This is a genomic window from Barnesiella sp. An22 (assembly GCF_002159975.1).
GTDB lineage: Bacteria > Bacteroidota > Bacteroidia > Bacteroidales > Barnesiellaceae > Barnesiella > Barnesiella merdigallinarum.
This window is the reverse complement of the sequence record NZ_NFJR01000006.1, coordinates 199,217-225,599: the sequence shown is the minus strand read 5'-3', so window position 1 is coordinate 225,599 and position 26,383 is coordinate 199,217. Positions and strand designations below refer to the sequence as shown.

Below are 26,383 nucleotides of genomic sequence, written 5' to 3'. Positions count from 1 at the left end.
CCCCGTCACGCCGATGGTACTGCGCAAGTGGGAGAGTAGGTAGCCGCCACCTTAAAAGATGAGCCGGAAGGAAGTCAGAAGAAGACAACCTTCCGGCTCTTTTTTTATGTCCTCCCCAATTCCCCGGAGGGCCTGTCGAGTCATCCCGCACTCCGATGCGGGATCCAGGAATACCCGTCTTGGTCATTCCGCACATTGATGCGGAATCCAGAAATACCGGCAGGAGCACTTGCAAAATACATTCCCTTTACGTCCCCTTTCTGGACCCCGCATCGCTGTGCGGGGTGACACCCTTTGTCATACCGCACCCCGACGCGGTATCCAGAAATATCCGGGGGGGAGAGTCACTGTTGCTATTCCTCTTATGCCATGAACTGGACCCCGCATTGAGTGCGGGGTGACGCCCTTGGTCATGGCTTTGACGCGGTATCCAGAAATATCTGGGGGGGAGAGAGTCCCCGTTGTTATTCCTCTTATGCCATGAACTGGACCCCGCATCACGTGCGGGGTGACGTGCCGGGGTATGCTGCTCCTCGACGTAGCATCCAGGAAATAGAGGCAAGGGAATATTCGTTATCCATAAGGTTGGAATATTCAACCTAAAAAGTATAAAATTGCTTTTATATCTCAAATATAAGTTGTATCTTTGCACCGCTCAACAAGGCATCGACTATGGAGAGATGGCAGAGTGGTCGATTGCGGCGGTCTTGAAAACCGTTGAACTGAGAGGTTCCGGGGGTTCGAATCCCTCTCTCTCCGCCATAAAGGGTGTAAATCAAGCGTTTGCAAGGTTTGCACCCTTTTTTATATCCAAAAATGAATGTCTGGGGATGGAATTAAGAAGGGTTGTTTTGTCGGACTAATTCTTTAAAGACAAAACATATATCTGTTTTTCTGAATCGTTACAGAAATCATCTTCTTCAAAACTTCCGAACTTATGGACGATATTAAATCCGGAACTCTCTAAATAAAAATCCAGTTCTTGAGGGAAGAACATCCGCATATCTAAGTTTTGGATTGAATGAAATACACCATCTATATAGTAATACCATTTTATACGATTGATTTGAGTTGCGTTTTCATAATTCATTGTTTGTTTTATTATGATTTTCCGCCCGTCGCTGGTGGTATATTCAGCCGTTGTATCTTTCTTTTTTTCTTTATGAACAATGTACCGGATATTAGGATTGAAACAATCTAATAGAAAAACACCGTTTCTTTGGAGATGTTTTTTTACCATTTTTAAAACCTTAAACAAATCTTCGTTTTTGTACAAATGATGAATGGAATTGAAAGGTATGAAAATGAAATCGAACTTCTTTTCCAAATTTAATGTTCTTATATCTTTTTGTACAAAATCTATTGACAGTTGTTCTTTATTTGCTTTTGTAATTGCTTGATTAAGCATAGAAGCGGTATAATCAACACCTGTTATATTATAGCCTTCTTTTGCAATAGGTATTGTTAGGCGACCTGTACCACAACAAAGTTCAAGAATGCTTGCTTCTTTATCTTTGGGTAACCACTTTTTGTAAAAATTCAGATCATTAAGGGACGTGTTTAATCCATCATAAAGAGCCGCGTCATATATCAAGTCTCCAACGGTATAATTTTTATCCATCATCTTATGTTTTTGTAAATACCTAATGCTAAAAGTATATTATATAAATCTAACCGTAATAGCGATGGTGTAAAAATACGCAAAAGGAGTAAACAAAATGCTATTTCACTTCTTTTCTACTGATATTATATAACATCATAATTTGAATCTCCTGCTTTTTAAGAGTTCTTCTGCTGATTTTCGTTGACTTTGTAGATTAGGCTAAAGTTGGCGAAATAGCGAATCGTTATCAAAAAGCGATGAGTGCCATCCGCTCCTGCATCGGGGAATAGGGGTTTCCCCGTCCCGTCATCATTCTCTACCGTATGATAACAGAGGAAGGGATAAACGAGTTTGGTTATCTCGTTTATCCCTTCGGGTATATATGCTGATGGCATAATGTCAGTAGATATATTCGACGTCCGACTTCTTGAAGCGGAGGATGCGGGTGTCGTGACTGCTGGCTCCGTTTTTGGTCATGTAGAGGTTGCCCATACCTCCGTTCATATACCATCCTTCGCCGGTGGGAGAATAGACTCCGAAGAGTATATTGTTGTAGTGGCCGGAGTGCAGGATACCGGTGTCGTTCCATTGTGCCGCCGGTCCATACCAGACGAGCGGTTCATGCTCCGGGAAGTCGGGGCTCGACAGGGCAATGTAGATGAGATTCGAAATGGTCATGGAGCCTACCTGTATTCCGTTTTTACGCAGTTGTTGACGCTTTACTTTTGAATGTCCGTTCCACGGATTTCTGAGGGTGTGGGTCCCGTTGTACATCATCCAGACATAGTCGGTGGCATCGAACAACCGGTTGAACTCCTCCATGGAGGGGAGCTCGTATCCGTCGGGCGAGAGAGTCGTGGGCGGCAGTTTGTTGATGTGTACCTTTTCGTCTCTTGTGAATCTCTCGAGAACGATGACACTGTCTTTTTCGATTACCTGCATGCCTTGTCCGCTATTGCCCTGATAGGCCCACCCCCAAAGTTTGTAGTATTCGTCCGGCGTACAGTCGGTGAGATACTGGAAGAGGGTTTTGTTGGCTTGCACCGCCGGGTCGGCCGAGGAGAGTATCTGGTCGTCAAAGGCCTTTGAGTTTTTGATGGCGTTGTACTTGCACCACCATACGCCATGCAGAAAGGTGACGGGCAGGCCATAATTGCGTCGGATGACGGTATACTCCTCTCTGTCCGATTGGTCGGCTTTATTCCGTATGACGAGCGTGGCCGACTGTTGTCGCCCGTTGGCCGTGGGGTCGTTGGGGCGCCAGCCACCCAATACCCGCCAGGTGTTACTGCCGCTCTCGCTGTCGATTCTTATCCAGCGGTCTTCTCCATCGGCAAATTCTACGAGTATCTCTTTCTCGGCGGGGAGGGTAAAGATGGCGAATTCGTTATCGATATAGCGGTTGAAGTCGTGGGTATAGGTGTCTGTCCCGAACTCCAGTGCCCCTTGGCTGGTGGTAGGGTTCCCCGTCATTCGTATGTGGATATTGTCCTCGGGATAGGAGTGGGTCAATCCTTTTCGGTGGAAATAGACTTGGGTATCGACGGTTTTCATGTTGGGGGAGTAGAGTTTCTTGCGGATTCTGAACAGGTTGATTCCGGCCAGAGAGCGGGTCGTCTTGTTCTTCAGTTCTTCGGGCGAGACCGGTTCCACGGTCAGCGAGGGGTCGGTTACGGGGAAGACTTCCAATTCGCTGTCGCTCTGGATGGCCACGATAAAATCGGTAGCCAGATGCGGCAAGATGAGCATGCTTCCCTCGTTGGCGACGGTTACATTCCCGGGCAATTCGGTCAGGGCCGAGTCTATGACCAGCCGGTCGTCTATGCCCGGTTTCAGAGTCGTGTCGCCGCCCTCTTTCCACTCCTCTACGGTTAGTTGCACCTCGGCATCGATTACATCTTTGCGGAGGGTTATGGAGTAGACGGTATTGCGCGATATTTTCTCAGGCAAATTCGTCTCCAGCGAATACTCTTTACCATCTATCGAGGCATTCAACGCTACTTTCAAATCGGCATTGTCCTGCTCGTACAGGTAGAGGATTCCGTTTTCGCTGGCGGTGTAGGGCTCTTCCGGAACAAGCGGGATGTCGATTGCCGAGCTGCCCTCGGGAGTGGCAACCGTTGACTGGGGGAAGAGATAGGCCGCTTTCTGTACCCGCTTGAAGGTGATGCTCTTTACCTCGGCAGTCCCGGCCACGGCCATGCGTAAATCGAACCGGGCAGCTACCCGTTTCAGCGATACCGGGATTAGCCGGTCGGCAGCCGTGTAGTCGGCCAGAGAGACCACCCCGGTATAGACCATTTCGGCCTGGCCGTTGGTCGAGTGTATGACGGTCGCTTTCCACTCCTCTTCCGAGTAGCCTGGTTCGGGCGAACCGAAGTCGGGCAGACGGGTGTCATTCGCTACGATATAGAGGTTGCCCCTCAGGGCATCGAGCGGGAATTCATACCTGTTTCCCGAGTGTTTGATGTCGGTATACTTCTTGACCAGTACTCCTTCGTCGAACAGGTATGCGCGGATGCTTTCTATCGTCTCTTCGCCATTGTCGTCGACGGAATTGTCGGAAGAAAGACGGGATACCTCTGCACAAACTATTCGGTCGGTACCATCGAAAAGGTTCTCTTTATCGAGCTGGTCGTTGCACGATAAACAGAAGAGAAGGGCTGGTATAAAAAACAAAACTGAATATATTCTTTTCATGACTTCTATTTCTTTTTCCATGTGTAATCCCGATAATTGTCAGATGTATCCCGTCGCTCATCTCCCTTTTTTATTGGACTGAGAGCCGAGCTTGGGGAACCAGCTCGGTATCTTCGCCCTCTTCCCATTCGTCGAAAGATACTTCGACCGTTACGTCGATTACATCCTTGCGTACGGTTATCGTATAAATCGTGTTGCGTTTGAGGTCGCAGCCAAGCACCTTGGTCAGAGTCTGCGGCTTGCCGTCAATCGTTACATCTACACTGATTTCGAGACTTCCCTGAGGTTGCTCATAGGCATACAGTACGGCCGGTGTATCTGTCGTGAGCGGCGAGTCGAACGATACGGTCATATCTTTGATCTGCACCTCCTTCGAAGAGAGTTCGGGGGTAGCCGGGAAAAGAAAGCCCGATTGAGCCGCATTCTTCAGCGTAATGCTGTTTACCGAGGCCACACCTGCCGTTCTCAAGTTGAGGTCGAAACGGGCAAAACCTCTTTTCAGATTCACGGGGAGCACCGTTTGAGAGTTGCTCATGTCGTTCAGACTGAGACTGCCCGAGTAGAACTGTACCGGTGCATTATCTTTCATCGTCATACACTTTTTCAACCACTCCTCTTCGGTGATGTTTTGGCTCTTCAACTCTTCCAGGTTGATTTGCTCCTGAGTATTGGCCAATACATATAACGTACCGGCATGTTTCTCGATGCGAATGTCGAAACTGCTTTTCGAGGGGGTGAGATCGGTATAGATCTGGGTCATCTTTCCGCCTTCGAATATACAAGCCTGCATGTCGGTGATGTTGATATCGTTTTCCAGAGCCTGTCCGAAGCCTTCGTAACGGGTGATAGAGGTTTTTACAGTTCTGGTCTCTTCTCCGCCGGGGAGAGAGGGGGTGGTTGCGTCGTCGTTGCTACACGATGCCAATACGCCCAAAGAGGCGAATGCTGCAAAAAAAAGATTTGTTTTATTCATTGTGTTTTGGTTAAAATTCAACATTTGTTTTTATTATGATTATTGTCATTATCAATCGTAGGTATACTCTACGGGAGTCTTGATACACCGTATCAGCCGTGTCTTGGTCGAATTGTTGGCGGTGTACTTGATCCAGTTCTCATTGGGCTTTACCTGGCTTTCATAGCCCTCCATGACCCAGGTCTGGCTGCTGTTGCCATAGGTGGCCAGGAGCAGGTTCATCCTGGCTATATTGCCATGAACCGTGTTCCATTGGTGGCCCAAGCCGTTGAGCACATAGTGGGCGCCGTCTATTTCAAAATCGTAGAACGATATGACGCCATAGTTATGGCCCAGAAAATTGACGTCTCGCTCTACAATCGTAATCTGTATGATCTGTCCCTTGCTGTTTTGGTAGCTTCTGGAACCTACGCCACCGAGGTTGAAATTCCCGTTTTTCGAAAAGGCGAGATAATCGTCGTAGCCGGGAATCTGGTACCCCGGTGGAGCCATTTCGGCAGGCGGTAGTGTCCCGAAGTTTTGAGCGCTTGCGGCAACCCCCTCGTGGTAGAATGCCGTTCCGTCGTGTCGCAGAGGCAGACCCTGTTTGTTGCCGCCCTGATACTGGTCGCCCAACAGGTTCAGGAGTTCGTCTTCCGATACGGTGGTCAGATACGAGAGCAGGTCGTGGTGCGGTGCCGGGTCGTTGGGGATGGTTATCTGGTCCTCAAACGATTTTACATTTCCCCGCAAATTGTATTTGCACCACCAGGTCTCGCCAATTTTCACCACCGGCAATCCCCAGTTTATGCGGCGGACGGTATAGGTCTCCTTGTGGGTCCCATCTTCGTTCGAGATGACAATCCGTCCCTCTTGAGGTCGTCCGTCGGCTCGGGGGTCGTTGGGTTTCCAGCCACCGACAATCCGATAGCTCTTGCCCGACAGCCCCGTGCGGGTAATCGATTCCGTTTCCGTGGCTTGCATCCAGGCCGATTCGTCGGTATCAAACTCTACCCGGAGCACCTTATTGGCCGGCAGACGGATGATTCCCAATTCGCCTTCGACATACTCCTTGAAGTCGCAGGTGGCCTCTTTGTCGAAGTGGATAGCCCCCTCTATCTGTATAGGATTGGCTTCGATAACGAGAACCACGCGTCCTAAGTTGGTGGAGGAGGGGTCTTGAATATCCAGGTGAATCCTCTCGGTGTCTCTGCCGGGCATGCGCAGACTGCTGCGAACGGAGAGCTCGGCTATTTTTTGCAAGGTGGATCGCCCTTTACCGAGGTTCCGGTTTACTTCTACACCTTCTACCGAGCCGTCTACCGTTACCGTGGCGTTGGCTTCGGCCAGAAGTGCCAGCATAAAGTCACTCCCGTGGTACGGTACAAAGACGGTATCTCTCGTTTCGTTTACCCGAACGCCGTCGGAGAAGAGAGAGTTTTCCACGTCGACCAATCCTTGAATCGAAGGGTTCGACTCGGTAGAGGTACCAGTACCCCAGCCGTCTGCCTCGATAACCAGTTGCGCTTCGGCCCCCTTGCCCTGGATGGCGAGGGTGTATATCTCGTTCCTCCGGATAACCGAAGGCAAGTTGGCTTTCAGCAGATGTTGCCCTTCGCCGAATCGGATGGTGACCTCGACTCGGATAGCCGGGTTGGCCTGCTCGGGAATATAGAGCAGTGTTTCGCTCCCGTTTGCGAGCGGAGCGTCGGCATACTCTTTGGTAAAGTCGAAGGTGGAAGCCGATGCCGATGTCTCCACCGTTCCCCGAGGCATGGTATAGCCTTTGTCGGCCAGATTGTGAACGACCACTTTTTGCACCTCTACCCCTTTCTCGAACGATTCAATATCGACCCGGGCCACGCTGCGGGTCATCGGTACTACTACGGAGGTGGCTGTACTCTGGAGGTCGCTCTTGCCGGTCATCAGCAATCCCTCGCCGGTCAGCTCGCCGATGCTCCCTTCGATAGAGAGAAAATCGTCCAATGTCGAACTCTCGGGAGTAAGTGCATCGAGCCCCGTCAGTAACCGGGCATTGCCTACTATGTATAGAGTCCCCGAGAACGAAGCCGGGACGAACGTATACAGACTTTCCGCACTGGCTTGCGAGGGGGTGATTACCTCAGCGAGTGTGCCGTCGACAAACCGGTAGCCGGTTACCCGGTGGATGGCCGATTCGTCGCCGGTGCCTGTCGAGTTGTCGGCAGCCAACCGTACGGTTATTGCTTTCGAATTTCCCGATGCCACCAGGTTGTGGTCTTCATTGCATCCCGTTATTCCCCAAAGCAGGGCAATAGACAGGGAGACGTATTTAAATATTCTTGTATTCATTTCAAGTCAAAAACGGATACTAATACAGATTCGGATTTTTACTGCTGTTGAGGTAGCTGGACGAGTTTATTGGCATGTCGTCCAGATGGTTGACATAAAAGTGATTCATCAGCTCCTGTGCCCAGGGCCCATACGTGAAGGCGCTGCTGTGGTTGTATCCCATCACATGGCCCAGCTCGTGAAACATGATTTCGCAGGCATAGGTATTGGTGTAGTGGCTCAGCCAGCCCGTCTGCCATACGCCGTAGGAAGAACCTCCCCCCAGTCCGATAACACCGTTTCCCGGGTATACCAGACCCACGTTCAGGGTGCGCTCCTGTCTCATCTGTCGCAATACGACATCGGGGGTCACCTTGTCGTTTACACCGCCGTTGCCATACAGCCGGTCTTCGTTGGCTCTCAGTATCTCTTCATGCTCGGGCATATCGATCATGTAGGTAAAGTTCAGGAAGAAGGCCACGGCTTCGCGACAATGCACGGGGCGGATACCCATCCAGTTTCCTACGGGGCCTCCGTCGGGTTTGGTAGGGTCGCCGTCGTACAGGTGGAACCGTATGTTCCAGCCGTGTATGATGCCTTTCAGCTTCTCCAGATAGGGGTCGTCGGACTCAATCTTGAATTCAATTCCGGCGAAATCGTCGGCCTGCATTCGGGGAATGCGGACAATCTTGCCCGATTCGGAGCGGAAATAGAGCTCTTTCTGCAACAGCGGTATGGCTTCATAGAAATCGGCAAAAGGAGGGATGCTGTCGAAATAGGCAAAGTCTACATATTCGTTCCCTGCTGCCGGGATGCGTGCTTTTACCAGAACATGACTTAGGCTCCGCGGCGAGTAAAAACGGGCATGGAGTTGCCCCTCGCTGGTGACCGATAGCTGCAAGGGCCTGGTCGTATTGAAGTTACGAAGCTCTTTGTCGGTGTACATGGTATGCGGTTCATCGTCTTGCAGAATGAGACCGTGTTGCCCCTGAGTGTATGCCCGATTGGTGATAAACATGGTCCCGATTTCATCGTCGGGGTGTACGACATTTATCTCAACCCGGCCGATGTGATTCTCTACGACCGAGTCTAAATCGAAGGTATAGTAGCGTTTGGTCATATTTCCCCGATAATCGCGTGTAAACAGGGTCACCTCTCCTTGAACCGAGCTTCCCTCAATCGTTGGCATGAACAGATATTCGGTGTATTCGGCCATATCCAAGACCTTCATTTCGCCGTTGCTCTCGCCCGAGAATGTTCCCTCGCCCGAGAGTCGGGTATAAAATCGGCTACTGGCATTAAAGGCAACCGTGTTCGAGGTGACTGCCGTTTCGACGTATGGATTGTTGTACGAGAAAATCAGATCCATCCGCCCCACAATTCTGCGCTGTACAATCTTTTCGGCAATCTCGGCTACGACCTCGTTCCCGAGAGCGGTGGAGACTTTCCGGACGGTAAAGGGAGTTATCGAATAGAAGTACTCGCAAGCCAAAGGTCGGGCCAGCTCTTCGGGGAAGGAAAGCCACACCTCCGAGATATGATTGATTCGGTGTATCGTGGCGTTATCGGCAGCCGGGTTGCCGTTGATCCCGAGAATGAGAATCCGGTATGAACCTTCGTGCAGACCTTCCAACTGCATGTCCGAGGTATTTTTGTCGTACAGGCCCTTGACACCGTTCACCTTATATCCGTCGTCATCGACTACCACAAACTCTACCCGATCGTAGTTCGACAGGGTTTGTCGCTCGGTGGTGGCAAATGCCTGTTGAGGGCGATGGCCTTTTTGCAAACTTTCGGCGGGGAGCCCCTCGTACTCTTCGGGTACCAGTCGGAACGAAAAATCGCCGAACCCGTTCCCGGAAGAGACGGAATCCAGATGATCTTCTTCGACACAGGCCGGAAGCAGAATGATGCCGATTAAAAGAGTATAAATTATATTTCTCATTTTATGAACACTTCTTTGTTTCGGGTTCGTTTAGTTGTATTTTGTTGGGAAAAAAGAGATTAAACAGAACAAAATGGGTAATTTTGATCGTTGATAAGTGTGTATGATGTTACCTATTGTTACAAATTGTCTAAATCTTTTTGACCGGTGCAAAAGTACCAGATTGTATGGTCATAATCGGTAACAATTGTTACGCAAGGAAAAATCGGTAAGATATGGATTGGGCTACAATGAATAATGATATTTATGAAATGCCTTTATTCAAAGGCGGAAATAAAGAAGTTATCGAAAAAATCATGCACGATTACCCCAGCCGCTATGTGCATTACAAAAAGGGAGAAACCATAGCCATGCAAGGGAATGTGTGCCGTTCGCTGTATATTCTGTGCGAAGGCAGTGTTTATGCCAAAATGATTAGCGAGGAGGGTAAGGAGCTGACATTGGATACCCTCTCGGCTCCCGATGTGTTGGCCTCTTCCTTTCTATTCAGTACCGAGGGGATATTCCCCGTTACCATATTGGCCAATAGTGACTGTAGCCTTTGGATTGTCAACAAGGAGAGCCTGTTGAAAATTATCGAAGAAGACTCTTTGGTCTTGCGAAATTATCTGACGGTCATATCGGACCACAGCGTGTTCTTGAGTAAACGTCTGAACGAGTTTGCCTTGCAGACGCTTTCGTCGAGGATTATAAGCTACATCGAAAAAAACGGAACCATACAGAACCTGCAGGAGGTTGCTTTCATTCTCGGGGTGGCCCGTCCCTCTCTTTCAAGAGCTATCCTGCAACTGGTCAATCAAGGCGTGCTCAAGAAGGAGAACAAGGGGTATATGCTCTCCTGATACATAGTTCCTGAAATCAACATTTTGAAACGTTAGTCCCCTTTTGCAGTGAATACAGTTGACATCTTAGGATAGGTAAAATAGTTATAAATTCTTCAATATATCTATATATTGGAGGTGATTTGCGATTATATCAGCCTTTATCTCGTTAGAATAAATGCTGGCATCTAAAAAATTAGGAAGATTGTCGAACTCCGAAGGAATATTTTTAATATTTTCTTCCATAATAATAGGAATTAGGTAATCTATATATTCTTTATTACTCATTGCGATATTTATAATAGTCTGATAATGAGTTTTATAAAATTCTGTTTGATCGTAAAGAAGTAGTAGACAGTATCCGTTTTTTAGCGAATGAAGGCATTTTTGATATACCATATTCTCATACTGTTGAAAATTCATGCCTCCAAAGTAGTTATAGGTTACCATATTCTCATCAACAAGATATGTGTTGTAGCCCATTTGTTCTATTTTATTTGAAATGTCTTTTTCAACTCTAGAACTTATTATTAGAACATTAGACCTTTTATAAATAGAGTCAATACCTCTGGCTATGCTATTACTATCATTAAGATTGATTATTTCGTACGGCCTTTTGATAGACTTTATATATTCTATCTCTTGTTGAACCCAATAAGATTTTAATGTATTCTCACTTTGGCATAGGACGAATCGAGGTCTGGCTTCTATTTCTTGTTTTATTATATCTAGAACGGATTCATTGGGCGCATTTTCCAAACATTTTAGATAAAACATAATTGGATATAGATTTTTTTCTTCCAATTTGTTCCTGATTTTTCGGACTTGTAAATAGTCTTTGTTTGAATGTGACAGAAAGACCCATTTTAAATCTTCTTTATTTGTAAATATGCAGGTACGAGTTGTTTCCTGAGAGTTTACTCCTTTCATACGGTTATTCTCTTTTCGGTTTCTATTTGCATTTTACAATCGTAGGCTCCTTGCAGAATTGAATGGCAAAGCGTTACCCGAAAGTATCTGTTTCTCCACAGTTCAGATAGTACATAGAGAATACTTTGTCGGGAGCATTCACAAAGTAACGGGGTTGACACATAGCCTTTTTGGCACAGTTCGCAGGTGTAACTCTCGAAATATAGATGGTACACCGATTCGCTTTCTACGATTTCGCAACGTACTCCTGGCAGCTCGTTAGCTTGTGTAAAAAATTGATCCAAGTCGCCATTAGCTTGGTTGTAGAGCTCTTGGTAAATCGAGAATGTGCCTTGCCTCACGCAACTTTTGCTACACTCGGCCAATAGTTCACTCCGCTGCTTGTCCGACAGGCGGGCAAGTCCTTTTTCAAATCCTTTGAACCAATAAGATAATACCATACAATTCTTATTTGTTGTTTTTTAAGTGCTTTATTCTTTTCCGACTTTAGTCAGATTTCCCAAATTCTCTCATCACTCTCCCTCATACGTATCGGTGAGGGTACGTATCCGGATACGGGCCATATCGTCGGGGGTGATGTCGGCACTCTCGATGGTCACCACCTTGCGCTCGCCCGGCAGCAGGTCGAAGAAGTTGTCGGAGAGGTCGGCCCCTTGTGTGGGTATCTCGATGAACACATCCTTGGCCAGACAGTCGGTGGTGAGGGTAAGGGCGATGCCTTGGGGCGTTGTCTCGATGGCTTTTGTCAGATGAGGACGGGGTAGCTTCAGCTCCTTGGGCAGCACCAGAAACTTGTGGCCGTGGGCGAGGGTTTCTCCGTCGTGGCGTATCTGCCAAGTCAGCAATACCTCGTTGGCGGGGTGTCCCTTCAGCAGGTCGGCCAGGGCGAGGGTGGCCATCCTCTGGCTGGCGTTGGGCCGGACGGTGCGCTCGAGGGTGACGCTATTCAGCCGGTTGCCGTGGAAGTCGTCGATGCCCACGACAATCTGTGTCTGGTCGAGCCGGTCGAGCCGGTCGGAGAGAACATGAATCTCGAGGCTGTCGCCCCGGACGAAGGTCGAAAGCATCAGGGGGGCAAAGGCGTCGCGGGCGTGGTAATAGAGTGCCTTCTTGTTTTTGTAATAGTCGATGGCCGACCACGAGATGGCGGGCCAACTGTCGTTGAGCTGCCAGTAGAGCGAACCCATGCACACGGGGCGCTGCCGGCGGTTGGTTTCGATGCCGTAGGCGATACCGTGCCCCTGGAGCAGCAGCCCCAGGTAGACGAAGTCGTCGAAGTTGCGGGGCATGCGGTAGTAGTGCTGCATGTAGGTTTTTATCAGGTCGTTGCCGATGCTGCTCTTCTGGCGGTGGGTCATCACCTCGGAGTCGATGCTCAGGTCGGCCGGGCCGGCGAAGGTGCGCAGGGTTTTCATCTCGGGGAAGGATTCGAAGCCGAATTCGCTGACGAACCGCAGCTGGAGCGTGTCCATGGCGTCAAACATCTCCTGCCCGTACCAGATGCCCCAGTAGTGTATGTCGCCCTGGGTCTGGGTAGCGGGGCGCCCCCAGTTGGCCGAGTCGGGCGAGGTGTGTATGTAGCTGCGTTGCGGGTCGTACCGGCGCACATACGCGGCGAGCGTGTCGCGGAAGAGAGTGTGGTAGTCGCGCCGCATCTTCTCGAAAGTCTCGGGCGTGTAGCGGCGGTTCCACCCCCAGTATTTGAGTCCCTCGTAGATTTCGTTGTTGCCGCACCACAGGGCCAGCGAGGGGTGGTTGCGCAGGCGGCGGATGTTGTAGCGGGCCTCGCGGGCTACGTTGCCGAGAAAGTCCGGGTCACCGGGATAGGCCGAGCAGGCAAACATGAAGTCCTGCCACACGAGTATGCCGTAGCGGTCGGCCAGCTGGTAGAAGAGCTCATCCTCATACACGCCGCCGCCCCAAACCCGCACCATATTCATGTGCGACTGCTTCATGGCCCGGAACAGCCGGGTGTAGTCGTCGGGGGTGACACGGGTGAGAATGATGTCCTGGGGGATGTAGTTGGTGCCTTTGGCGAAGAGCGGTTGGCCGTTGATGCGGAAGTAGAAGTTGCGGCCCAGCGAGTCCCGTTCGTTGACGAACTCGATGGTGCGTATCCCGGTCTGGTAATGTTTGCTCCCCAGGGTTCGGCCGTTTTGTACGAGCGTTATATCCACATCGTAGAGATGCGCTTCGCCCCAGCCGTTGGGCTGCCACAGTTGGGGCTGCTCGATTTCGGAGGTGAAGCCGATGCGGTTTTCGCCCGGTTGCAGGGGGCAGCGACGGGTCGAGTGGGCCACCTTCTTGCCCGCTTTGGCGATGGTGAGCAGCACTTCGACCCCTTCGGCAGCCTGGCGGTTCTCGTTGACGATGGTCAGGTCGGTAGCCAGTCGGGCCCGGTCGTTGTCGATGTGCAGGGTGCGGGTAAAGGCGTCGTCGATGCGGCAGCCGTCGTAGAGCACCAGTCGGGCCGGTCGCCAGATGCCGCAACCCACCAGTCGGATACCCCAGTCCCACCCGTAGTGGTAGGGAGCCTTGCGGGCGTATGCGCTCAGGTGGGGGGTGCTGCGGTCGTTGTCGGCGGGGTAGTCGATGCCGGTCAGGCTGTATATCGGCTCTACGGCCTTGAGGGGCGAGGCGAAGTGCACGGCGAGGGTATTCTCACCTGCAACGATTTTATCCCGTACCTCCTTCTCCCAGGCCACGAACATGTTGTCGGTCTGCATCACCGGCTCGCCGTTGAGAACGATGCGGGCAAAGGTGTCGAGTCCCTCGAAGATGAGGCGGGCACAGGAGTACCGGGCCAAGTCGTCGGCATCGACGGTGAAGGTGGTGGTGTAGCTCCACCCTTTTGTTTCGACCCAGGCCACCTTTTCCTCGTTCGTCCCGTAGAAAGGGTTGTCGAGCAGCCCGTTGCGCAGCAGGTCGGCATGCACGGTGCCGGGCACCACGGCCGGGTAAGAGAGGCTATCCCCTTCGGCGGCGAAGCTCCACCCTCGGTCGAGTTCGATTACGCGGGTATCGTCGTTTGTCGTTTGTGAACGGGCAGGTTGCATGGTAATCAATAAGATTATCAGTAAATTAACTATACGGTGTTTCATGGTGTATGCGTTGTTCTCTCCTGTTCAAAGGTACGCAAAAAGTTGGTCGGGAGCGACAGCCCCGGAATTTTTTCATTTGATTTTTCAAAAATAAGCCTGTATCTTTGATAATATTATAGGAAAGAGTGTATGAAAACCAATAGAGAGGAAATCTTGCAAAGCGCGCTGCAGTTGTTCATGTCGATGAATTACGAGCGGGTGAGCCTGCAGATGATTACCCGCATGGTGGGGCTGACCAAGACGGGTATCTTTAATTACTATCCTACCAAACTCGATTTGTTTGTGGCTGTGGCCGACAAATATCTGTTCAACGCCCAGGACCCGAAGCACAAGTATGAGGAGTCGGACGGTACGCTGTCCGATTTTATCGATAAGTACGTGGCCGGAGTAGAGCGTACGATGGCCGAGATTGTACGATTGGGCAATGTGCGGCAGGAGGCCATGCCCGGTCAGTCGGCCAATGCGGGTTATTTCCATCTCTTCCAGCAGGTACTCTTCTATTATCCAGACGGTAAGGCCAAGTTGCATGCCTGGATTGAATCGGAGTACGACCATTGGCGTAGCGTTATCCGTCGGGCTATCGAAAGCGGCGAAATCAATCGGGAGACCGATGTGGAGGAGGCGGTGGCCCAGTTCCGCCTCACGTTTGTGGGCATGTCGTTCGAAATGTCGTTTTACGAGGGGCTCGATGTGAATCGATTGGCCGCACACTTCCGGTATATTTATAATCAGTTGAAACGCTAATCACAGTGAGAATCATAAAAAAATAAAAATATGACCAACTGGTCATATTTTTATTTTTTTTGTTCTATCTTTGCTCCTGTTAAAAATGACCGAACGGTAATATTTATGGAACAGGAGCGATTTACAAGCATTCACAAGACATTCAACTATACCCCTGGGAGCATTTTCACCAACCAGTGGTCCAACCTGGCATTCGGTATCGGCATGATTGTCGTCCCGGCCATCTGGCCTTTCGGGTTGCGCATTCGTCGTTTGCACATTCTGTCGCCGGCGGTACTCTCGACCATCTTCATTATCGGTGGCATTGTGTTGCTGATATTCACCTGGCTGGCCATGCGCAAGGCTCGTGCTCTCATTCGCGAGGGGGCCATGATTACGGTCGATGGCAACAAGGTTACCTACCCGACGGTAAAGTCGGGGCGGGTCGAGTACGACACCTTTTCCATCAGCGATATCGAGTATATCAAGTACGACGAGAAGGAGAGCCAGTGCAAGGTGAGTCTGCCCGACCGATACTTGGTTTTCGAAATTCCCTATTTCGATTCGTGGGAGCAGTACGAAGAGTTTCGTGCTCTGCTCGGTTAGTATATGACAACCAACTAAAACATCTATATCATGATTACAAAAGTTATGAGAATCTTAACGGCTGTGGCTATTGCCGTGGCCATGTTGTCGTCCTGCTCGTCGGGCAATGATTTGGGTATGGCTTCTGAAGAGGCTGTGGCCAAAGTGAAGGAACTCGTGAAAACTCATGTACCCGCTGATGCAAAAGTCTATCGAGTCGAGATGAACGAAGATCGTGGCGACCGCAAGCTCGAGAATGTGTTGAGCCAGGTAATCGTGTTTTATATTACTCCCGACAATAGCGATTACGTATTGACGATTAACAAGGATGGCGGCGATTTCAAAGCCGATGAACCTTCGAAAAGTAACCGCCAAACATACGCTTATGAACCAACGGCTACACTCGACCTGAATGCTATCGACGCAGCGAAGTTGCAAAAGTGGGGCGAGGAGGGGAATAATCTGTTGCAAGCCGAGGAAGAAGGCGACCAATATGAATTGAAATCGGTCGAAAACTACACTTTTTATACCTTGCCCGTCGGGCTGAATGACGTGGAGCGTTGGAACCGAGACGAATCCTACAAGGCCGACAGCCAGAAGCAATATGCCTATTTCTCGCTGAACTACACGAAGAAAGGCGAGAAGACCGAGATGAACGGCCGATTACTCACTACCAACTACTACACTGTGCCATTCCGGGTGAACGAGGCCGGGCAGGTAGAGTTCGAGTAAAACGGATGACGGGTGAATTTGCTCGGAGATAAAGCGGTCGTTACAGGTGCCGGGGCCGACCGGCTGTTCGAGGCCGGGGTGAGCTATCTCGCTTGCGGGGCCTATTCCCTGGGCTATGCCTGTTTCGACCGGCTTGCCGGTGACGACTTGCGGGTCGTTTACAACAAGGCGGTGTGCTGTTTCGGGGCGGGTGATTATGAGCGGTGCTATTCTCTGCTCTGCGAGGCCGACCGTTTGCTGCCGGTACACCCTTGTTCCGCGCCTTCGGCTTTGCCCCAATCCCTGCTCGACTGGGAGCATGAGAGCGCCTTGTCCTTGTGCCCCATGCTTGTTACACCCTTTTCTCCCGAGACCGAGTCCCTTTTCCTTCGCCTCAAGGCCGAGGCTGCTTTCCGGCTGAGGCGATACGACGAAGTACGGGCCATTGCCGCCCGACTGGGCGGTAGATACCGGCACATCTGTAACCTCATTGAACAAATCGACCATGACAGTCAAAGCCATTTATAAACTGTATGATTGCGAGGTCCCCAGAGGGGAATTGCTGGAGGCTTTTGCCGAAGTTCCACTCGACGACCGGGACGACAACTTTTACGACCGTACGGCTCTGCATCTGGCTGCCGAGCAGGTCGATGTCGAGGCCATCGGGTTGTTGCTGATACGGGGTGCCAAGGTCGATGTGCGAGACGGTCGGGGATATACCCCTTTGCACTGCCTGGCTGTTGTATCTGGCGAGCGGACCTTTACTGGCGAACGGATATGTCAGGCTGCGCGGTTATTGTTGGAGCAAGGGGCCAGTGTGACCCGATCGGCCTGCAATACGACCGCTCTCATCGAGGCGGTGCGGAATCGGCATCATCGTTTGGTTGAACTGTTGGTCCGTTCGGCACGGTGTATCGACTCGGTCGACTCCAACGGCGAGAATGCTTTGCACGTTGTATGCCGTGTGGCTGTCGATACGGCCGCTTGTTTACGTCGGTTGGAGTCGGGGATAGCACGCTTTGCAGATACTTGGGTCCCTGAAAGACGCAAGGAGGAGACTCTGCGCGAGCGGGACGAGCAGCTCGAGGAGGCCGAACGCTGCTATCGTACGGCTTCTCTTCTGCTGGTCGACGGGAGAATAGACCCCGACGAGAAGAACAGTTATGGACGGACACCTTTCGACCTGGCCATGGAAGGGGGCGCCAAGTGGGTGAGTGCCTTGCTTTCGGGTAAGGACTCTGCATCGGGCGAACCGCTCGAAGAGACTGGAGGCATGGATATTTTCCAAGCATTGTATTACAAGGATTTGGCGGCGGTCACGGCCCTGTTGCGATGGGGTGTCGAGCTGCAGACCGAGTGCGGGTATGAGAAGATGAACGACTTTTACGGGAAATCGCCGCTGGCTTGTGCGCTCACTTGGCAGAATGTCGAAGCGGCTGTGATGCTGCTTCGAGCCGGAGCTGACCCCAACTACCGCAATTCGCGGGGCGAGACTGCTTTTGTCGAGTGGCTCGACAAAGGGTGCCGGCATGCTTCTGGGATGGAGACCTTCGGACCTCTGTTGAATCTTTTTCTGGAAAAAGGGTGGAACCCCGATGCCCCGGTGAATGGTAAAGGGGAGACTGCCTTGATGCTTGTATGCTGTTACGAGAGTGACGACTTGGCCCTCTATGCCCTGCGCCGTCTGCTCGAGCGGGGTGTCGCTGTCAACGCTCGCGATTGTCGGGGCCGGGTGTCGTTGATGCACCTCTTCAACCGTCAGACCTGCGGCCTCCACAGTGGTTCCATGGAGGAGTTTTTGCTCGAAGCCGGAGCCGATGTGCAGGCGGTCGACAGCGAAGGGAATACCATCTTGCACTATATCGCCGACTGTTATTCGCTTCCAGAGGCGAAACAGGCGGCCCGACTATTGTTTGATTTTGGGGTTCCGTCGGTTGCCGCTGTCAACAATGCGGGGGAGACTCCGCTCGACAGGGCCACCCGCCGAAACAACGAAGGACTGGTGAAACTTTTATTGAAATATGCTTAATCTCAAACGATGGACAATAACCTGACTTTTCTCAATGCCTGTCGCAACGGACAGAAGAGCATCGTGCGCATTTTTCTCGACAAGGGAGGTGTCAATCTCGATAAGCGTGATGGCGAGGGGAATACTCCTCTTTATTACGCCTGTCGGCAGGGGCACCGCGATGTGGTGGCTCTGTTGCTCGATCGGGGAGCCGATGTCTCTTTGATCAACAATCGTAGTGAAAGCCCCCTGCATGCTGCGGCACAGAGTGGGAACAAGGAGATTGTGGCCTTGCTGGCCCGGCATGGAGCCGACTTGAATGCGACCGACCGCGAGGGACGCACGCCGCTCATGGTGCTGCTCGATTACAAACGCACCGATGCCGCTCTTTATCTCATCGGGTTGGGGGCCGATACCGGACGGGCCGACCAGTCGGGGCATACGGCACTCGACTATGCTACCGCGCATGGATTGCGCGAGGTGGTGTCGTTGTTGAACCATGCCTCCGCTTGCGACAGCCGGGGCAATACGGCTCTGCATCAGGCGGTCCATAACGACCAGGGAGAGGTGGTGTGCACCCTGTTGGCCGATTCGAAGGTTCAGCTCAATGCCATGAACGACGAAGGGGAGACCCCTCTGCTGTTGGCTTGTGGTCGGAGCAACCTCTTTCTGGCCGAGTTGCTGATTGCGGCTGGAGCCGATGTCAACCGGGCTTCGCTGGTTGGGACTGCTCCGCTGCATGCTGCCGTTTTGTCGGGCAACCGTTTTATAGGCAAGGCTTTGCTGGGTGCAGGGGCAAATGTCGATGCCCGCAACAGTCGGGGCGAGACTCCGCTCATCCAGGCCGCCCGGTTGGGTGACAACGAGATGGTGTCGTTGTTGATAGCTGCCGGAGCTGCCGTAAATGTGGCCGACAACCTACAACACACGGCCCTCTATTATGCCGGCGAGCGGGGTTTCAACGAGATTGTCGAAACTCTGCTATATGCCGGAGCCGAAGGATAACAGAACCTTAAAATACTTATTTATATGGCACAAGATGAATTGAACACCCCTCACACGCCGGAGGAGATAGCCCGGGCTGCACAAGAGGCTTCGGTGCGGGCGGCGATGGAACAGATACAGTCGATGTATGGGAATATTCCGGGATTTGAAATGCCCGACATGAGCGATATGCAGGCGCAGATTATGGCCCAGATGCAGGCAGCCGTACCCAACCTGGCAGAGATTCAGAGGCAACAGGCCGCGATGGGAACATTGGGTGGTGTAGATGCCGATACTGTGGCACAAACTGCCCGTGCGAATATGGCGCAGGCCGGGGACTTTTACCGGCAGATGCAGGATGGATCGCTGGAGCAGGAGCTCCGTGAGATGAACGATCTCGCTCTCGATGCTCTGGGCGAGGACTGGACGATACGCCGCAGCGGCGACAGTCGGTTGACACCCGAGCAACTCCGTGTGCTGGCCTTGGCCGCACCATTGTTGGTATATAACGACGAGTGTGTCGATACCCTCGATTGCCAAATCGAGATCGATACCATCAAGGCTCAACTCGAAAGCTGGTGGGAGATTGCCGACCGCAACTCGGTCATCGAGACAGTCAACTGGTTGTTGAACGAGGGGCACCACGCCGAGGCCGACGAAGCTCTGGCTGTGCTCTTGAGTGACGGGGAGGAGGATGCCGACTCTGAACCGGGCGAAAAACTCGACGAGGTGCGTCAGATGGTTGCCTACATGATTCAGAACGAATATTGCGACAGGACTACAATCCCCCACACGGCGATAGCCTGGGATTTGGTTCGTGTCGTCAATCTGGGGCGTTGGGCCTACCTGTGCGGTTATGTCACCGAGGAGGAGATGTGGCACATCATGCAGGTGGGAGCCGAGGTGGCCCGGCAGGAGTTCTCGTCGTGGCAGGAGTTTGGGCTCAGCTACACGTTGGGGCGCGGCGTTTGGCACGACGATACCGACGACTGCGACACCGCCTATGAGATAGCATCGCTGCTGCTCGGTCGGGACGATTCGCCCTGGCGGCAGATAGCCTGGTAATAGAGAATGCGAAATCGAAAAACTGTATGGACGATGAGTAACGAATTTTACATCATGCTCACGATAGCTGTCGTGAGTGGTGGAATATGGATTTATAAAAAAGGCAAAAGTGCTATCGGTACCGTGCGCAAGTTGCGCCGGGCTTTCACGACCGTCTGTCTCAATCCTCGCTCGACCTTGAGCGACGAGCAGTGTCGGAAGCTGGCCGTGGGGGCCCTCTATGCTTCACAACAGGGGGCCTATCAAAATTCGCTTGAGACGGGTATCCGCAGCGAACTGCCCAAGATTCTGGGAGAGTGGTGGGGCATCACCTGTCGTACCGAGGCCGTGGAAGAGCTGCAATACCTGTGCGAGAAAGGTTACCGCTACTACTTTCCTTTTGTGTGGCAGGCCTTCTTGTTGACCGATCCGAAACAGCAGGACGAGGTCTTCCAGCAAAACATGACCTCGCAGGAGGATTATGACAAGATAACCGTTCAACTCCAGAACCTGCAGGATACCTACGATGAACTGCTTGCGTGCAAAGTCATTACCGTGAAAGACGACCTTCGTCGCTATGGCGTGGTTGGGTGGGATGCCGGACGCATCTGTTTTCTGGCACGGGCCTGCTGCGAGATGGGCTATATTACCGAGACCGAGGCCTGGCAATATGTAGATGTGGCAAACGAACTGGCCCACGGAGCGTTCTCGTCGTGGCGGGAACTGGCCCTGAGCTACGTGATAGGCCGCTCGTTGTGGGGCGGTAAGCGGGCCTATAATTCGGTGATGAAAGATACCGCCGACAAGCTGCTGGCCGATGCGAACAGTCCGTGGGTGAAATATCCCTGGTAAATTGGATGATAAGAGAAGTGACACCCTCAAAAAAATAGAAAGCGATGAAACAGAGTGTTTGGCTTGTAGTCGTTCTGTTGTGCCTCTGTGCGGGGTGCAGAACAACCGTCCCGCTCGAGCCGGTAACAGCGGTGGAGGCGATGGACTACGATGTAAGCCCCGAGGTATTGAAACTGCATAAGCAGCTCAAACCGCTTGAGCGTCCGCAGGTGCGGTATACTGTCGAGCGGGCGGTCAAGACGGCCGACTCGTGTTGGGTATTGGTGCGCGTAGCCATTCCCTACAAGGCGATATGGAAAAAGGAATTCTACTCGGTCGATATGATTTTTCATGTACCCGAAGGGATGATGGAGTTGGGTAACCTTTCGCTCGACTCGAGAACCCACAAGAAAAAGGGCGGTTCCGACTGCGGCGAAGATTCTTCGGTCGACGTGGAGACCCGGGCGAATCATATCGAGTATATTTATTACTCCGTCAAGTTCGCTTATGACGAGCGTATGGAAGAGAATGCCGAAATATTGTTGATACCCCGTCTTTCCAACGAGCGTTATATCTTTGGTTACGAAGCTACGGTGTTGCCTCTCTATTGGATTGACGATGAGGAAGAAGGCCTGTTTTGGAGCGAGTGTGCCGATTTGCCTCAGGAAGTTCTGCTCGATTCGTCACCGATAAAAAGATGAGAAGCGTGAAACGGTGTATAGTCGTTGTTTGTCTGGCTGTTTGGACGGTGTTCGTTCGGGCCGAAGAGTCCGACTCGGCCATCATTGCCAACTTTTTGAGTGGTTTTTCCGATCTTTATCAGAAAGCCTATTCGTCCCGGATACTGCCTGCCGATTCGGTCGACTCCTCGGTAATGTGTGAACTCTCAGTCAGGGGCGACAGCCTGCGGGTAGGCAGTGCCATCATGCTTGTGTTGGAGTGCAACCGTCGGCCCGATGCCGAGCCCCCGATTATCGTGGCCAACGGCCGGTCGATACGCCCTCGCAGCAACAGTAGCTCAACCGTTTACAGCAATGGAGAGACGACCTCGTGCTACCGCTATTTTTATCCGTTGCGACTCGAGACAGACGGACACTACGAGTTTCGTTGCAAAGACCTTTCGTTCGACAACATTGCTTACGACCAGGGAATGGTGATTCTCGATATTCCCCCGTCGGGCTATCGCGTAAATCACGATTTCGACACTCCTGCTTCCGGCACAGAGTGGGGATGGATATTAGTGGGCATTGTCGTCTTCTGTATTGTGGCAGAGTGGTTTTTGTTTTGGCTGTTCTTTCATAAGGAGGGCGATGAACCGCTGGCCGACTTTGTGTTGCGCACACGGCATTTGCCGCTTACGACCGATTGGGCCACGACCCACTATGCCCTGCCCTCTTTGATGGTGTTTATTTTGTGTTGTATGCTGTTGTTCAACCTTTTCTCCCTGATTTATTCCTGGGGTGTATTGTTGCCCTTATGGGTTTTGTGCATACCGTTACTGCTGGCGTTGTTGCTGTTTCATGTGCAGCGCAACCGGCTTGACTTCGAAGAGGTGCCAACCCGCCTTTCGATCGAGGAGATAGGTAACCTCTTTATCGAATTGGCCGAGGTACACGAGTGGAGTATCGACCACCTGGGGTACGACTGTATCGTAGCCCATACCAATCCCTCGATGTGGAGTTTCACTTGGGGCGAACATATATTTGTTGTCTATGACAGCGGTCGGGTGTGGCTCAACAGCGTGAATAATCTCGACCGACGTAGTTCGATTGTCTCTTTTGGGTATACGCGTCGCAATCTCCGTTGGATAGTCGAGGCCATCCGGGCGCGGGAGTATGGAGGTGCGAAATGAGCAGTCGGATAATATTTGGCGGGTCGCACCGTTCTTATATATATTACATGTATATAATGCGGTTTGAGGCTATGCAAAATATTTATGATCTCCGGCAAAAAGGGAAGTTGATTTTTCTGTTGATATCGGTGCTGCTGGTCGGCGGGGTGCTCTATGTGTCGAACGATCTGGTCGAGGACCTCTCGGTCGAGGAGCGCAAGAAGATGGAGATTTGGGCCGAGGCGACTCGCGAGTTGGCCAGCGACAAGACCGAGATGAGCATGGAGCTTATCCTGAAGGTCATCCAGAGCAATACCTCGATACCGGCTATTCTGGTCGATGGGAATGGCGAGATAAATCAGTATGTCAACTTGAATCTTCCTGAGACTGATCCCGAGAAATATTTGCGGCGGAAGCTGGCTCATTTGCAGAGTGGCTCGAATGTGATCGAAATCAATCTGGGTGGCGACGAGAAACAGTATCTCTACTACGACGACTCTATCCTGCTGAAACGGCTTTCGTTCTATCCCTATGTGCAGTTGGGAGTGATGGTGCTGTTTGTGCTGATTGTCTATTTTGCACTTATCAGCACGAAGAAGGCCGAGCAGAACAAGGTGTGGGTGGGGCTGTCGAAGGAGACGGCTCACCAGTTGGGCACCCCCATATCGTCGCTGATGGCGTGGATGGATTTGCTGGAGGCTTCGGGGGTAGACCCGGCGTTGCTGTCTGATATGAACAAGGATGTGAAGCGGCTTTCGGTCATAGCCGAACGCTTCTCCAAGATAGGTTCGAAGCCCGAGATGGAGCTGGTTTACGTGAACGAGGTGCTCGAGAATGCCACCGAGTACATGCGTCGGCGGGTCTCGAGCAAGGTACAGATAACAACCCATCTGCCATCGGATGCCGAGGGGGCCATGGTGTGCCTGCCGCTGTTTGAGTGGGTTATCGAAAATCTGTGCAAGAATGCGGTCGACGCCATGAACGGCGAGGGGCGCATCGATGTATATCTGACCTCGGAGAGGCAGCAGATCTATATCGACATCAAGGATACCGGCAAGGGTATTGCCCGCAAAAACTTCAAGACGGTGTTCAATCCCGGTTATACGACCAAGAAACGCGGTTGGGGGTTGGGCCTCACGCTGGCCAAGCGCATCATCGAGGAGTATCATGCCGGTCGGATTTTTGTGAAGGAGTCGGAGGTGGGCAAGGGTACTACCTTCCGAATCGAGCTGAAGCGCGTAGCCTGACTTTGTGACCCCCCAATCGGTCGACAGTGACGAGCGTTGTGCTTCGCTTCCCCGATGGAAACGGGCCCTTTCGGGATTGAAAAATTTTAAATATGAAATAAAAACTCCCGAAAAGATTGATTTATAACGATTATTTTTTATACCTTTGCGCAGTTTTAACGACAAATAGCATTGGGACGATTTAGTGCTTATAAATTACCGCTCAAGAGTATGCCGATAGGTACTCAGGATTTTGAGTATGTATTGGATAATGAGTTCTTTAAGAATATCGAAGGAGAAGATGTTCAAAAAGGGAAGGTAAATGTGAAGCTGACCGTGAAGCGGACTGCGGCTTCTTTTGAATTGAATTTCGATTTGGAAGGAGTGATTCAGATTCCGTGTGATCGCTGTCTCGACGACATGGATCACGAGGTAAAAACCCACGAGACGCTTTTCGTGAAATTCGGTAGCGAATACAGCGAGGAGAGCGATAATGTGGTAGTGATTCCCGAGAGCGACGGGGAGTTGAACATCGCCTGGTTCTTGTACGAATTTGTGGCGCTGACAATTCCCTTGAAGCACGTTCACCCGGCAGGGAAGTGCAACAAGTCGATGAGTGCTAAGTTGCGCAAACATACGGCCCGCTCGCTGGACGATGGCGACGACGAGGCCCTTGATGCGTTTGACGATGAGGACATCGCAGACGTGGTACCCGACGAAGGCGAGACAATGACCGACCCCCGTTGGGACGAATTGAAGAAAATAATAGATAATAATTAAATAATAGAAAAATGGCACATCCTAAAAGAAAACAATCTAAAACGAGAACAGCCAAAAGAAGAACTCACGACAAAGCAGTTGCTCCTACTTTGGCAGTTTGCCCCAACTGTGGTGCTTGGCATGTATATCACACCGTATGTGGCGAGTGTGGCTATTACAGAGGAAAATTGGCTATCGAAAAAGAGGCTGCAGTCTAAGTTTCGATATGTAGAGCCCTAAAGCGATTTAGGGCATTTTTTCACACACTAAGCCGATTTTATAGTTATGAATGCTAAAATAACGGGAATAGCCTCGTATGTCCCTGATTATGTGCTGACCAACGACGAACTGTCGCACATGGTCGATACCAACGACGAGTGGATTACGACTCGCGTCGGTATCAAGGAACGCAGAATTTTGAAAGGTGAAGGTACGGGCTCGTCCGATTTGGGTGAAAAAGCCGTGGCCGAGCTTTTGCGGAAGACCGGCGTAAAACCCGAAGAGGTCGATCTGCTCATTTGTGCAACCTCCAACCCCGACTATCGTTTCCCCTCTACGGCTTCAATCGTATTGGAGAAGTTGGGTATCAAGACCGCCTATGGTTATGACATCCAGGCTGCATGTGCCGGCTTTATCGTAGCCTTGCAGTCGGGTGCCGCTTACATCAAGAGCGGTTTGTACAAGCACGTAGTGGTGCTGGCTGCCGAGAAGATGTCGTCGATGGTTAACTACAAAGACCGTTCGACCTGTCCGCTGTTCGGCGATGCTGCCGCTTGTGTGATGCTCGAGCCCACCGACGAACCGGTAGGTATCGTCGATGCCGTGCTGCATACCGACGGTATGGGCTTGCCCCACCTGCTGATGAAGGCTGGCGGTGCTGTTCATCCTGCTTCGCACGAGACGGTCGACAACGACGAGCACTACGTCTATCAGGAGGGTCGCGCCGTGTACAAACACGCCGTAACCGACATGCTCACCTCGTCGGAGAAGGTGATGGAACGTAACGGTCTCACGGTCGATACGATCGATTACTTCATCCCTCACCAGGCCAACCTGCGTATTATCGAGGCTATCGCCGACCGTATGAAACTTCCCGAAGAGAAGTTGCTGGTCAACATCCAGAAGTATGGCAATACGAGTGCAGCGTCCATCCCCTTGTGCATGGCCGAATTTGAAGATAAATTCAAAGTCGGCGACAAGCTGGTACTCACGGCTTTCGGTGCCGGATTTACCTGGGGCTCTCTCTACCTCGTGTGGGGATACAACGCGAAATAAACATTGCGAGAATAAGACAAAGACGCATCTTTTGTAGCAAGAGA

General features: G+C 51.5%; 22 protein-coding genes and 1 tRNA gene. 16 read left to right on the top strand and 7 right to left on the bottom strand.

Translation table 11 applies throughout. The features are described 5' to 3' along the window. The first annotated feature begins 674 nt into the window (after positions 1-674). Positions 675-762, top strand: a tRNA-Ser gene (locus B5F38_RS08320). Positions 763-859: 97 nt separating this feature from the next. Here the strand turns inward: B5F38_RS08320 and B5F38_RS08315 are convergent. The 5 genes from B5F38_RS08315 to B5F38_RS08290 all read right to left on the bottom strand — a co-directional run bounded on the left by B5F38_RS08315 (position 860) and on the right by B5F38_RS08290 (position 9,510). Next, positions 860-1,621 (bottom strand): class I SAM-dependent methyltransferase, encoded by a 762-nt coding sequence (locus B5F38_RS08315; RefSeq protein ID WP_087408832.1) that lies wholly within the window; start codon positions 1,619-1,621, stop codon positions 860-862. Positions 1,622-2,002: 381 nt separating this feature from the next. Then, entirely contained in the window at positions 2,003-4,303 is a 2,301-nt protein-coding gene (locus B5F38_RS08305; RefSeq protein ID WP_143240945.1) for a hypothetical protein, read from the bottom strand. Between the two features lie 70 nt (positions 4,304-4,373). After that, entirely contained in the window at positions 4,374-5,276 is a 903-nt protein-coding gene (locus B5F38_RS08300) for a hypothetical protein (RefSeq protein ID WP_143240944.1), read from the bottom strand. A 51-nt stretch (positions 5,277-5,327) separates the two neighbouring features. Beyond that, entirely contained in the window at positions 5,328-7,586 is a 2,259-nt protein-coding gene (locus tag B5F38_RS08295) for a hypothetical protein (RefSeq protein WP_143240943.1), read from the bottom strand. Positions 7,587-7,605: 19 nt separating this feature from the next. Next, on the bottom strand, positions 7,606-9,510 hold the full coding sequence (locus B5F38_RS08290) for a hypothetical protein (protein ID WP_087408818.1): 1,905 nt from the start codon (positions 9,508-9,510) through the stop codon (positions 7,606-7,608). 215 nt (positions 9,511-9,725) lie between these two features. On the opposite strand from B5F38_RS08290, the gene B5F38_RS08285 reads away from it, so the two are divergent. Further along, the gene (locus B5F38_RS08285) at positions 9,726-10,352 is read left to right on the top strand and encodes a Crp/Fnr family transcriptional regulator (protein ID WP_087408817.1); all 627 of its coding nucleotides are present in this window, start codon (positions 9,726-9,728) and stop codon (positions 10,350-10,352) included. A gap of 84 nt (positions 10,353-10,436) precedes the next feature. Here the strand turns inward: B5F38_RS08285 and B5F38_RS08280 are convergent, their stop codons facing one another. After that, positions 10,437-11,261 carry a toll/interleukin-1 receptor domain-containing protein gene (locus tag B5F38_RS08280; RefSeq protein ID WP_087408816.1) on the bottom strand — a complete coding sequence of 275 codons (825 nt, stop codon included), beginning with the start codon at positions 11,259-11,261 and terminating at the stop codon, positions 10,437-10,439. 512 nt (positions 11,262-11,773) lie between these two features. Continuing rightward, a complete protein-coding gene (locus B5F38_RS08270) occupies positions 11,774-14,362 on the bottom strand; it encodes a glycoside hydrolase family 2 protein (protein ID WP_162611678.1) in 2,589 nt (862 codons plus the stop codon). A 129-nt stretch (positions 14,363-14,491) separates the two neighbouring features. Between B5F38_RS08270 and B5F38_RS08265 the strand changes: the two genes are divergently transcribed. The 14 genes from B5F38_RS08265 to B5F38_RS08200 all read left to right on the top strand — a co-directional run bounded on the left by B5F38_RS08265 (position 14,492) and on the right by B5F38_RS08200 (position 26,339). Then, entirely contained in the window at positions 14,492-15,106 is a 615-nt protein-coding gene (locus B5F38_RS08265; protein ID WP_087408814.1) for a TetR/AcrR family transcriptional regulator, read from the top strand. 105 nt (positions 15,107-15,211) lie between these two features. Beyond that, positions 15,212-15,691, top strand: a complete 480-nt coding sequence (locus B5F38_RS08260; RefSeq protein WP_087408813.1) for a hypothetical protein — start codon at positions 15,212-15,214, stop codon at positions 15,689-15,691. 30 nt (positions 15,692-15,721) lie between these two features. Beyond that, the gene (locus B5F38_RS08255; protein WP_143240942.1) at positions 15,722-16,402 is read left to right on the top strand and encodes a hypothetical protein; all 681 of its coding nucleotides are present in this window, start codon (positions 15,722-15,724) and stop codon (positions 16,400-16,402) included. Between the two features lie 12 nt (positions 16,403-16,414). Then, a complete protein-coding gene (locus tag B5F38_RS08250) occupies positions 16,415-16,909 on the top strand; it encodes a hypothetical protein (protein ID WP_087408811.1) in 495 nt (164 codons plus the stop codon). Further along, positions 16,887-18,410: an ankyrin repeat domain-containing protein gene (locus tag B5F38_RS08245; RefSeq protein WP_087408810.1), complete on the top strand. Its 1,524-nt coding sequence runs from the start codon at positions 16,887-16,889 to the stop codon at positions 18,408-18,410. Before B5F38_RS08250 ends, B5F38_RS08245 begins: the two co-directional genes overlap by 23 nt. Positions 18,411-18,419: 9 nt before the next feature. Beyond that, complete coding sequence (locus tag B5F38_RS08240; RefSeq protein ID WP_087408809.1) at positions 18,420-19,394, top strand: ankyrin repeat domain-containing protein; 975 nt, start codon at positions 18,420-18,422, stop codon at positions 19,392-19,394. Between the two features lie 24 nt (positions 19,395-19,418). Continuing rightward, positions 19,419-20,438 carry a DUF1266 domain-containing protein gene (locus B5F38_RS08235; protein ID WP_087408808.1) on the top strand — a complete coding sequence of 340 codons (1,020 nt, stop codon included), beginning with the start codon at positions 19,419-19,421 and terminating at the stop codon, positions 20,436-20,438. Positions 20,439-20,471: 33 nt separating this feature from the next. Further along, the gene (locus B5F38_RS08230) at positions 20,472-21,269 is read left to right on the top strand and encodes a DUF1266 domain-containing protein (RefSeq protein ID WP_087408807.1); all 798 of its coding nucleotides are present in this window, start codon (positions 20,472-20,474) and stop codon (positions 21,267-21,269) included. Positions 21,270-21,313: 44 nt separating this feature from the next. Further along, entirely contained in the window at positions 21,314-21,949 is a 636-nt protein-coding gene (locus B5F38_RS08225; RefSeq protein WP_143240941.1) for a hypothetical protein, read from the top strand. Positions 21,950-21,954: 5 nt separating this feature from the next. Beyond that, positions 21,955-23,100 (top strand): hypothetical protein, encoded by a 1,146-nt coding sequence (locus tag B5F38_RS08220; RefSeq protein ID WP_143240940.1) that lies wholly within the window; start codon positions 21,955-21,957, stop codon positions 23,098-23,100. Between the two features lie 71 nt (positions 23,101-23,171). Beyond that, positions 23,172-24,326 (top strand): ATP-binding protein, encoded by a 1,155-nt coding sequence (locus B5F38_RS08215; protein WP_087408830.1) that lies wholly within the window; start codon positions 23,172-23,174, stop codon positions 24,324-24,326. 171 nt (positions 24,327-24,497) lie between these two features. Next, positions 24,498-25,085, top strand: a complete 588-nt coding sequence (locus tag B5F38_RS08210; RefSeq protein ID WP_087408804.1) for a DUF177 domain-containing protein — start codon at positions 24,498-24,500, stop codon at positions 25,083-25,085. Between the two features lie 11 nt (positions 25,086-25,096). After that, entirely contained in the window at positions 25,097-25,282 is a 186-nt protein-coding gene (gene rpmF, locus B5F38_RS08205) for a 50S ribosomal protein L32 (RefSeq protein WP_008861440.1), read from the top strand. Positions 25,283-25,349: 67 nt separating this feature from the next. Further along, positions 25,350-26,339, top strand: coding sequence for a beta-ketoacyl-ACP synthase III (locus B5F38_RS08200; RefSeq protein WP_087408803.1), 990 nt, complete (start codon positions 25,350-25,352; stop codon positions 26,337-26,339). Positions 26,340-26,383: the final 44 nt, after the last annotated feature.

What these genes read in the sequence shown, in the direction of transcription:
- B5F38_RS08225 (WP_143240941.1), top strand. Translation starts at nt 21,314, where the DNA reads ATGAAACAGAGTGTTTGGCTTGTAGTCGTTCTGTTGTGCCTCTGTGCG.
- B5F38_RS08255 (WP_143240942.1), top strand. Translation starts at nt 15,722, where the DNA reads ATGATTACAAAAGTTATGAGAATCTTAACGGCTGTGGCTATTGCCGTG.
- rpmF (WP_008861440.1), top strand. Translation starts at nt 25,097, where the DNA reads ATGGCACATCCTAAAAGAAAACAATCTAAAACGAGAACAGCCAAAAGA.
- B5F38_RS08290 (WP_087408818.1), bottom strand. Translation starts at nt 9,510, where the DNA reads ATGAGAAATATAATTTATACTCTTTTAATCGGCATCATTCTGCTTCCG.
- B5F38_RS08235 (WP_087408808.1), top strand. Translation starts at nt 19,419, where the DNA reads ATGGCACAAGATGAATTGAACACCCCTCACACGCCGGAGGAGATAGCC.
- B5F38_RS08305 (WP_143240945.1), bottom strand. Translation starts at nt 4,303, where the DNA reads ATGAAAAGAATATATTCAGTTTTGTTTTTTATACCAGCCCTTCTCTTC.
- B5F38_RS08285 (WP_087408817.1), top strand. Translation starts at nt 9,726, where the DNA reads ATGGATTGGGCTACAATGAATAATGATATTTATGAAATGCCTTTATTC.
- B5F38_RS08270 (WP_162611678.1), bottom strand. Translation starts at nt 14,362, where the DNA reads ATGAAACACCGTATAGTTAATTTACTGATAATCTTATTGATTACCATG.
- B5F38_RS08200 (WP_087408803.1), top strand. Translation starts at nt 25,350, where the DNA reads ATGAATGCTAAAATAACGGGAATAGCCTCGTATGTCCCTGATTATGTG.
- B5F38_RS08260 (WP_087408813.1), top strand. Translation starts at nt 15,212, where the DNA reads ATGGAACAGGAGCGATTTACAAGCATTCACAAGACATTCAACTATACC.
- B5F38_RS08315 (WP_087408832.1), bottom strand. Translation starts at nt 1,621, where the DNA reads ATGGATAAAAATTATACCGTTGGAGACTTGATATATGACGCGGCTCTT.
- B5F38_RS08265 (WP_087408814.1), top strand. Translation starts at nt 14,492, where the DNA reads ATGAAAACCAATAGAGAGGAAATCTTGCAAAGCGCGCTGCAGTTGTTC.
- B5F38_RS08240 (WP_087408809.1), top strand. Translation starts at nt 18,420, where the DNA reads ATGGACAATAACCTGACTTTTCTCAATGCCTGTCGCAACGGACAGAAG.
- B5F38_RS08300 (WP_143240944.1), bottom strand. Translation starts at nt 5,276, where the DNA reads ATGAATAAAACAAATCTTTTTTTTGCAGCATTCGCCTCTTTGGGCGTA.
- B5F38_RS08215 (WP_087408830.1), top strand. Translation starts at nt 23,172, where the DNA reads ATGCAAAATATTTATGATCTCCGGCAAAAAGGGAAGTTGATTTTTCTG.
- B5F38_RS08245 (WP_087408810.1), top strand. Translation starts at nt 16,887, where the DNA reads ATGACAGTCAAAGCCATTTATAAACTGTATGATTGCGAGGTCCCCAGA.
- B5F38_RS08230 (WP_087408807.1), top strand. Translation starts at nt 20,472, where the DNA reads ATGAGTAACGAATTTTACATCATGCTCACGATAGCTGTCGTGAGTGGT.
- B5F38_RS08295 (WP_143240943.1), bottom strand. Translation starts at nt 7,586, where the DNA reads ATGAATACAAGAATATTTAAATACGTCTCCCTGTCTATTGCCCTGCTT.
- B5F38_RS08280 (WP_087408816.1), bottom strand. Translation starts at nt 11,261, where the DNA reads ATGAAAGGAGTAAACTCTCAGGAAACAACTCGTACCTGCATATTTACA.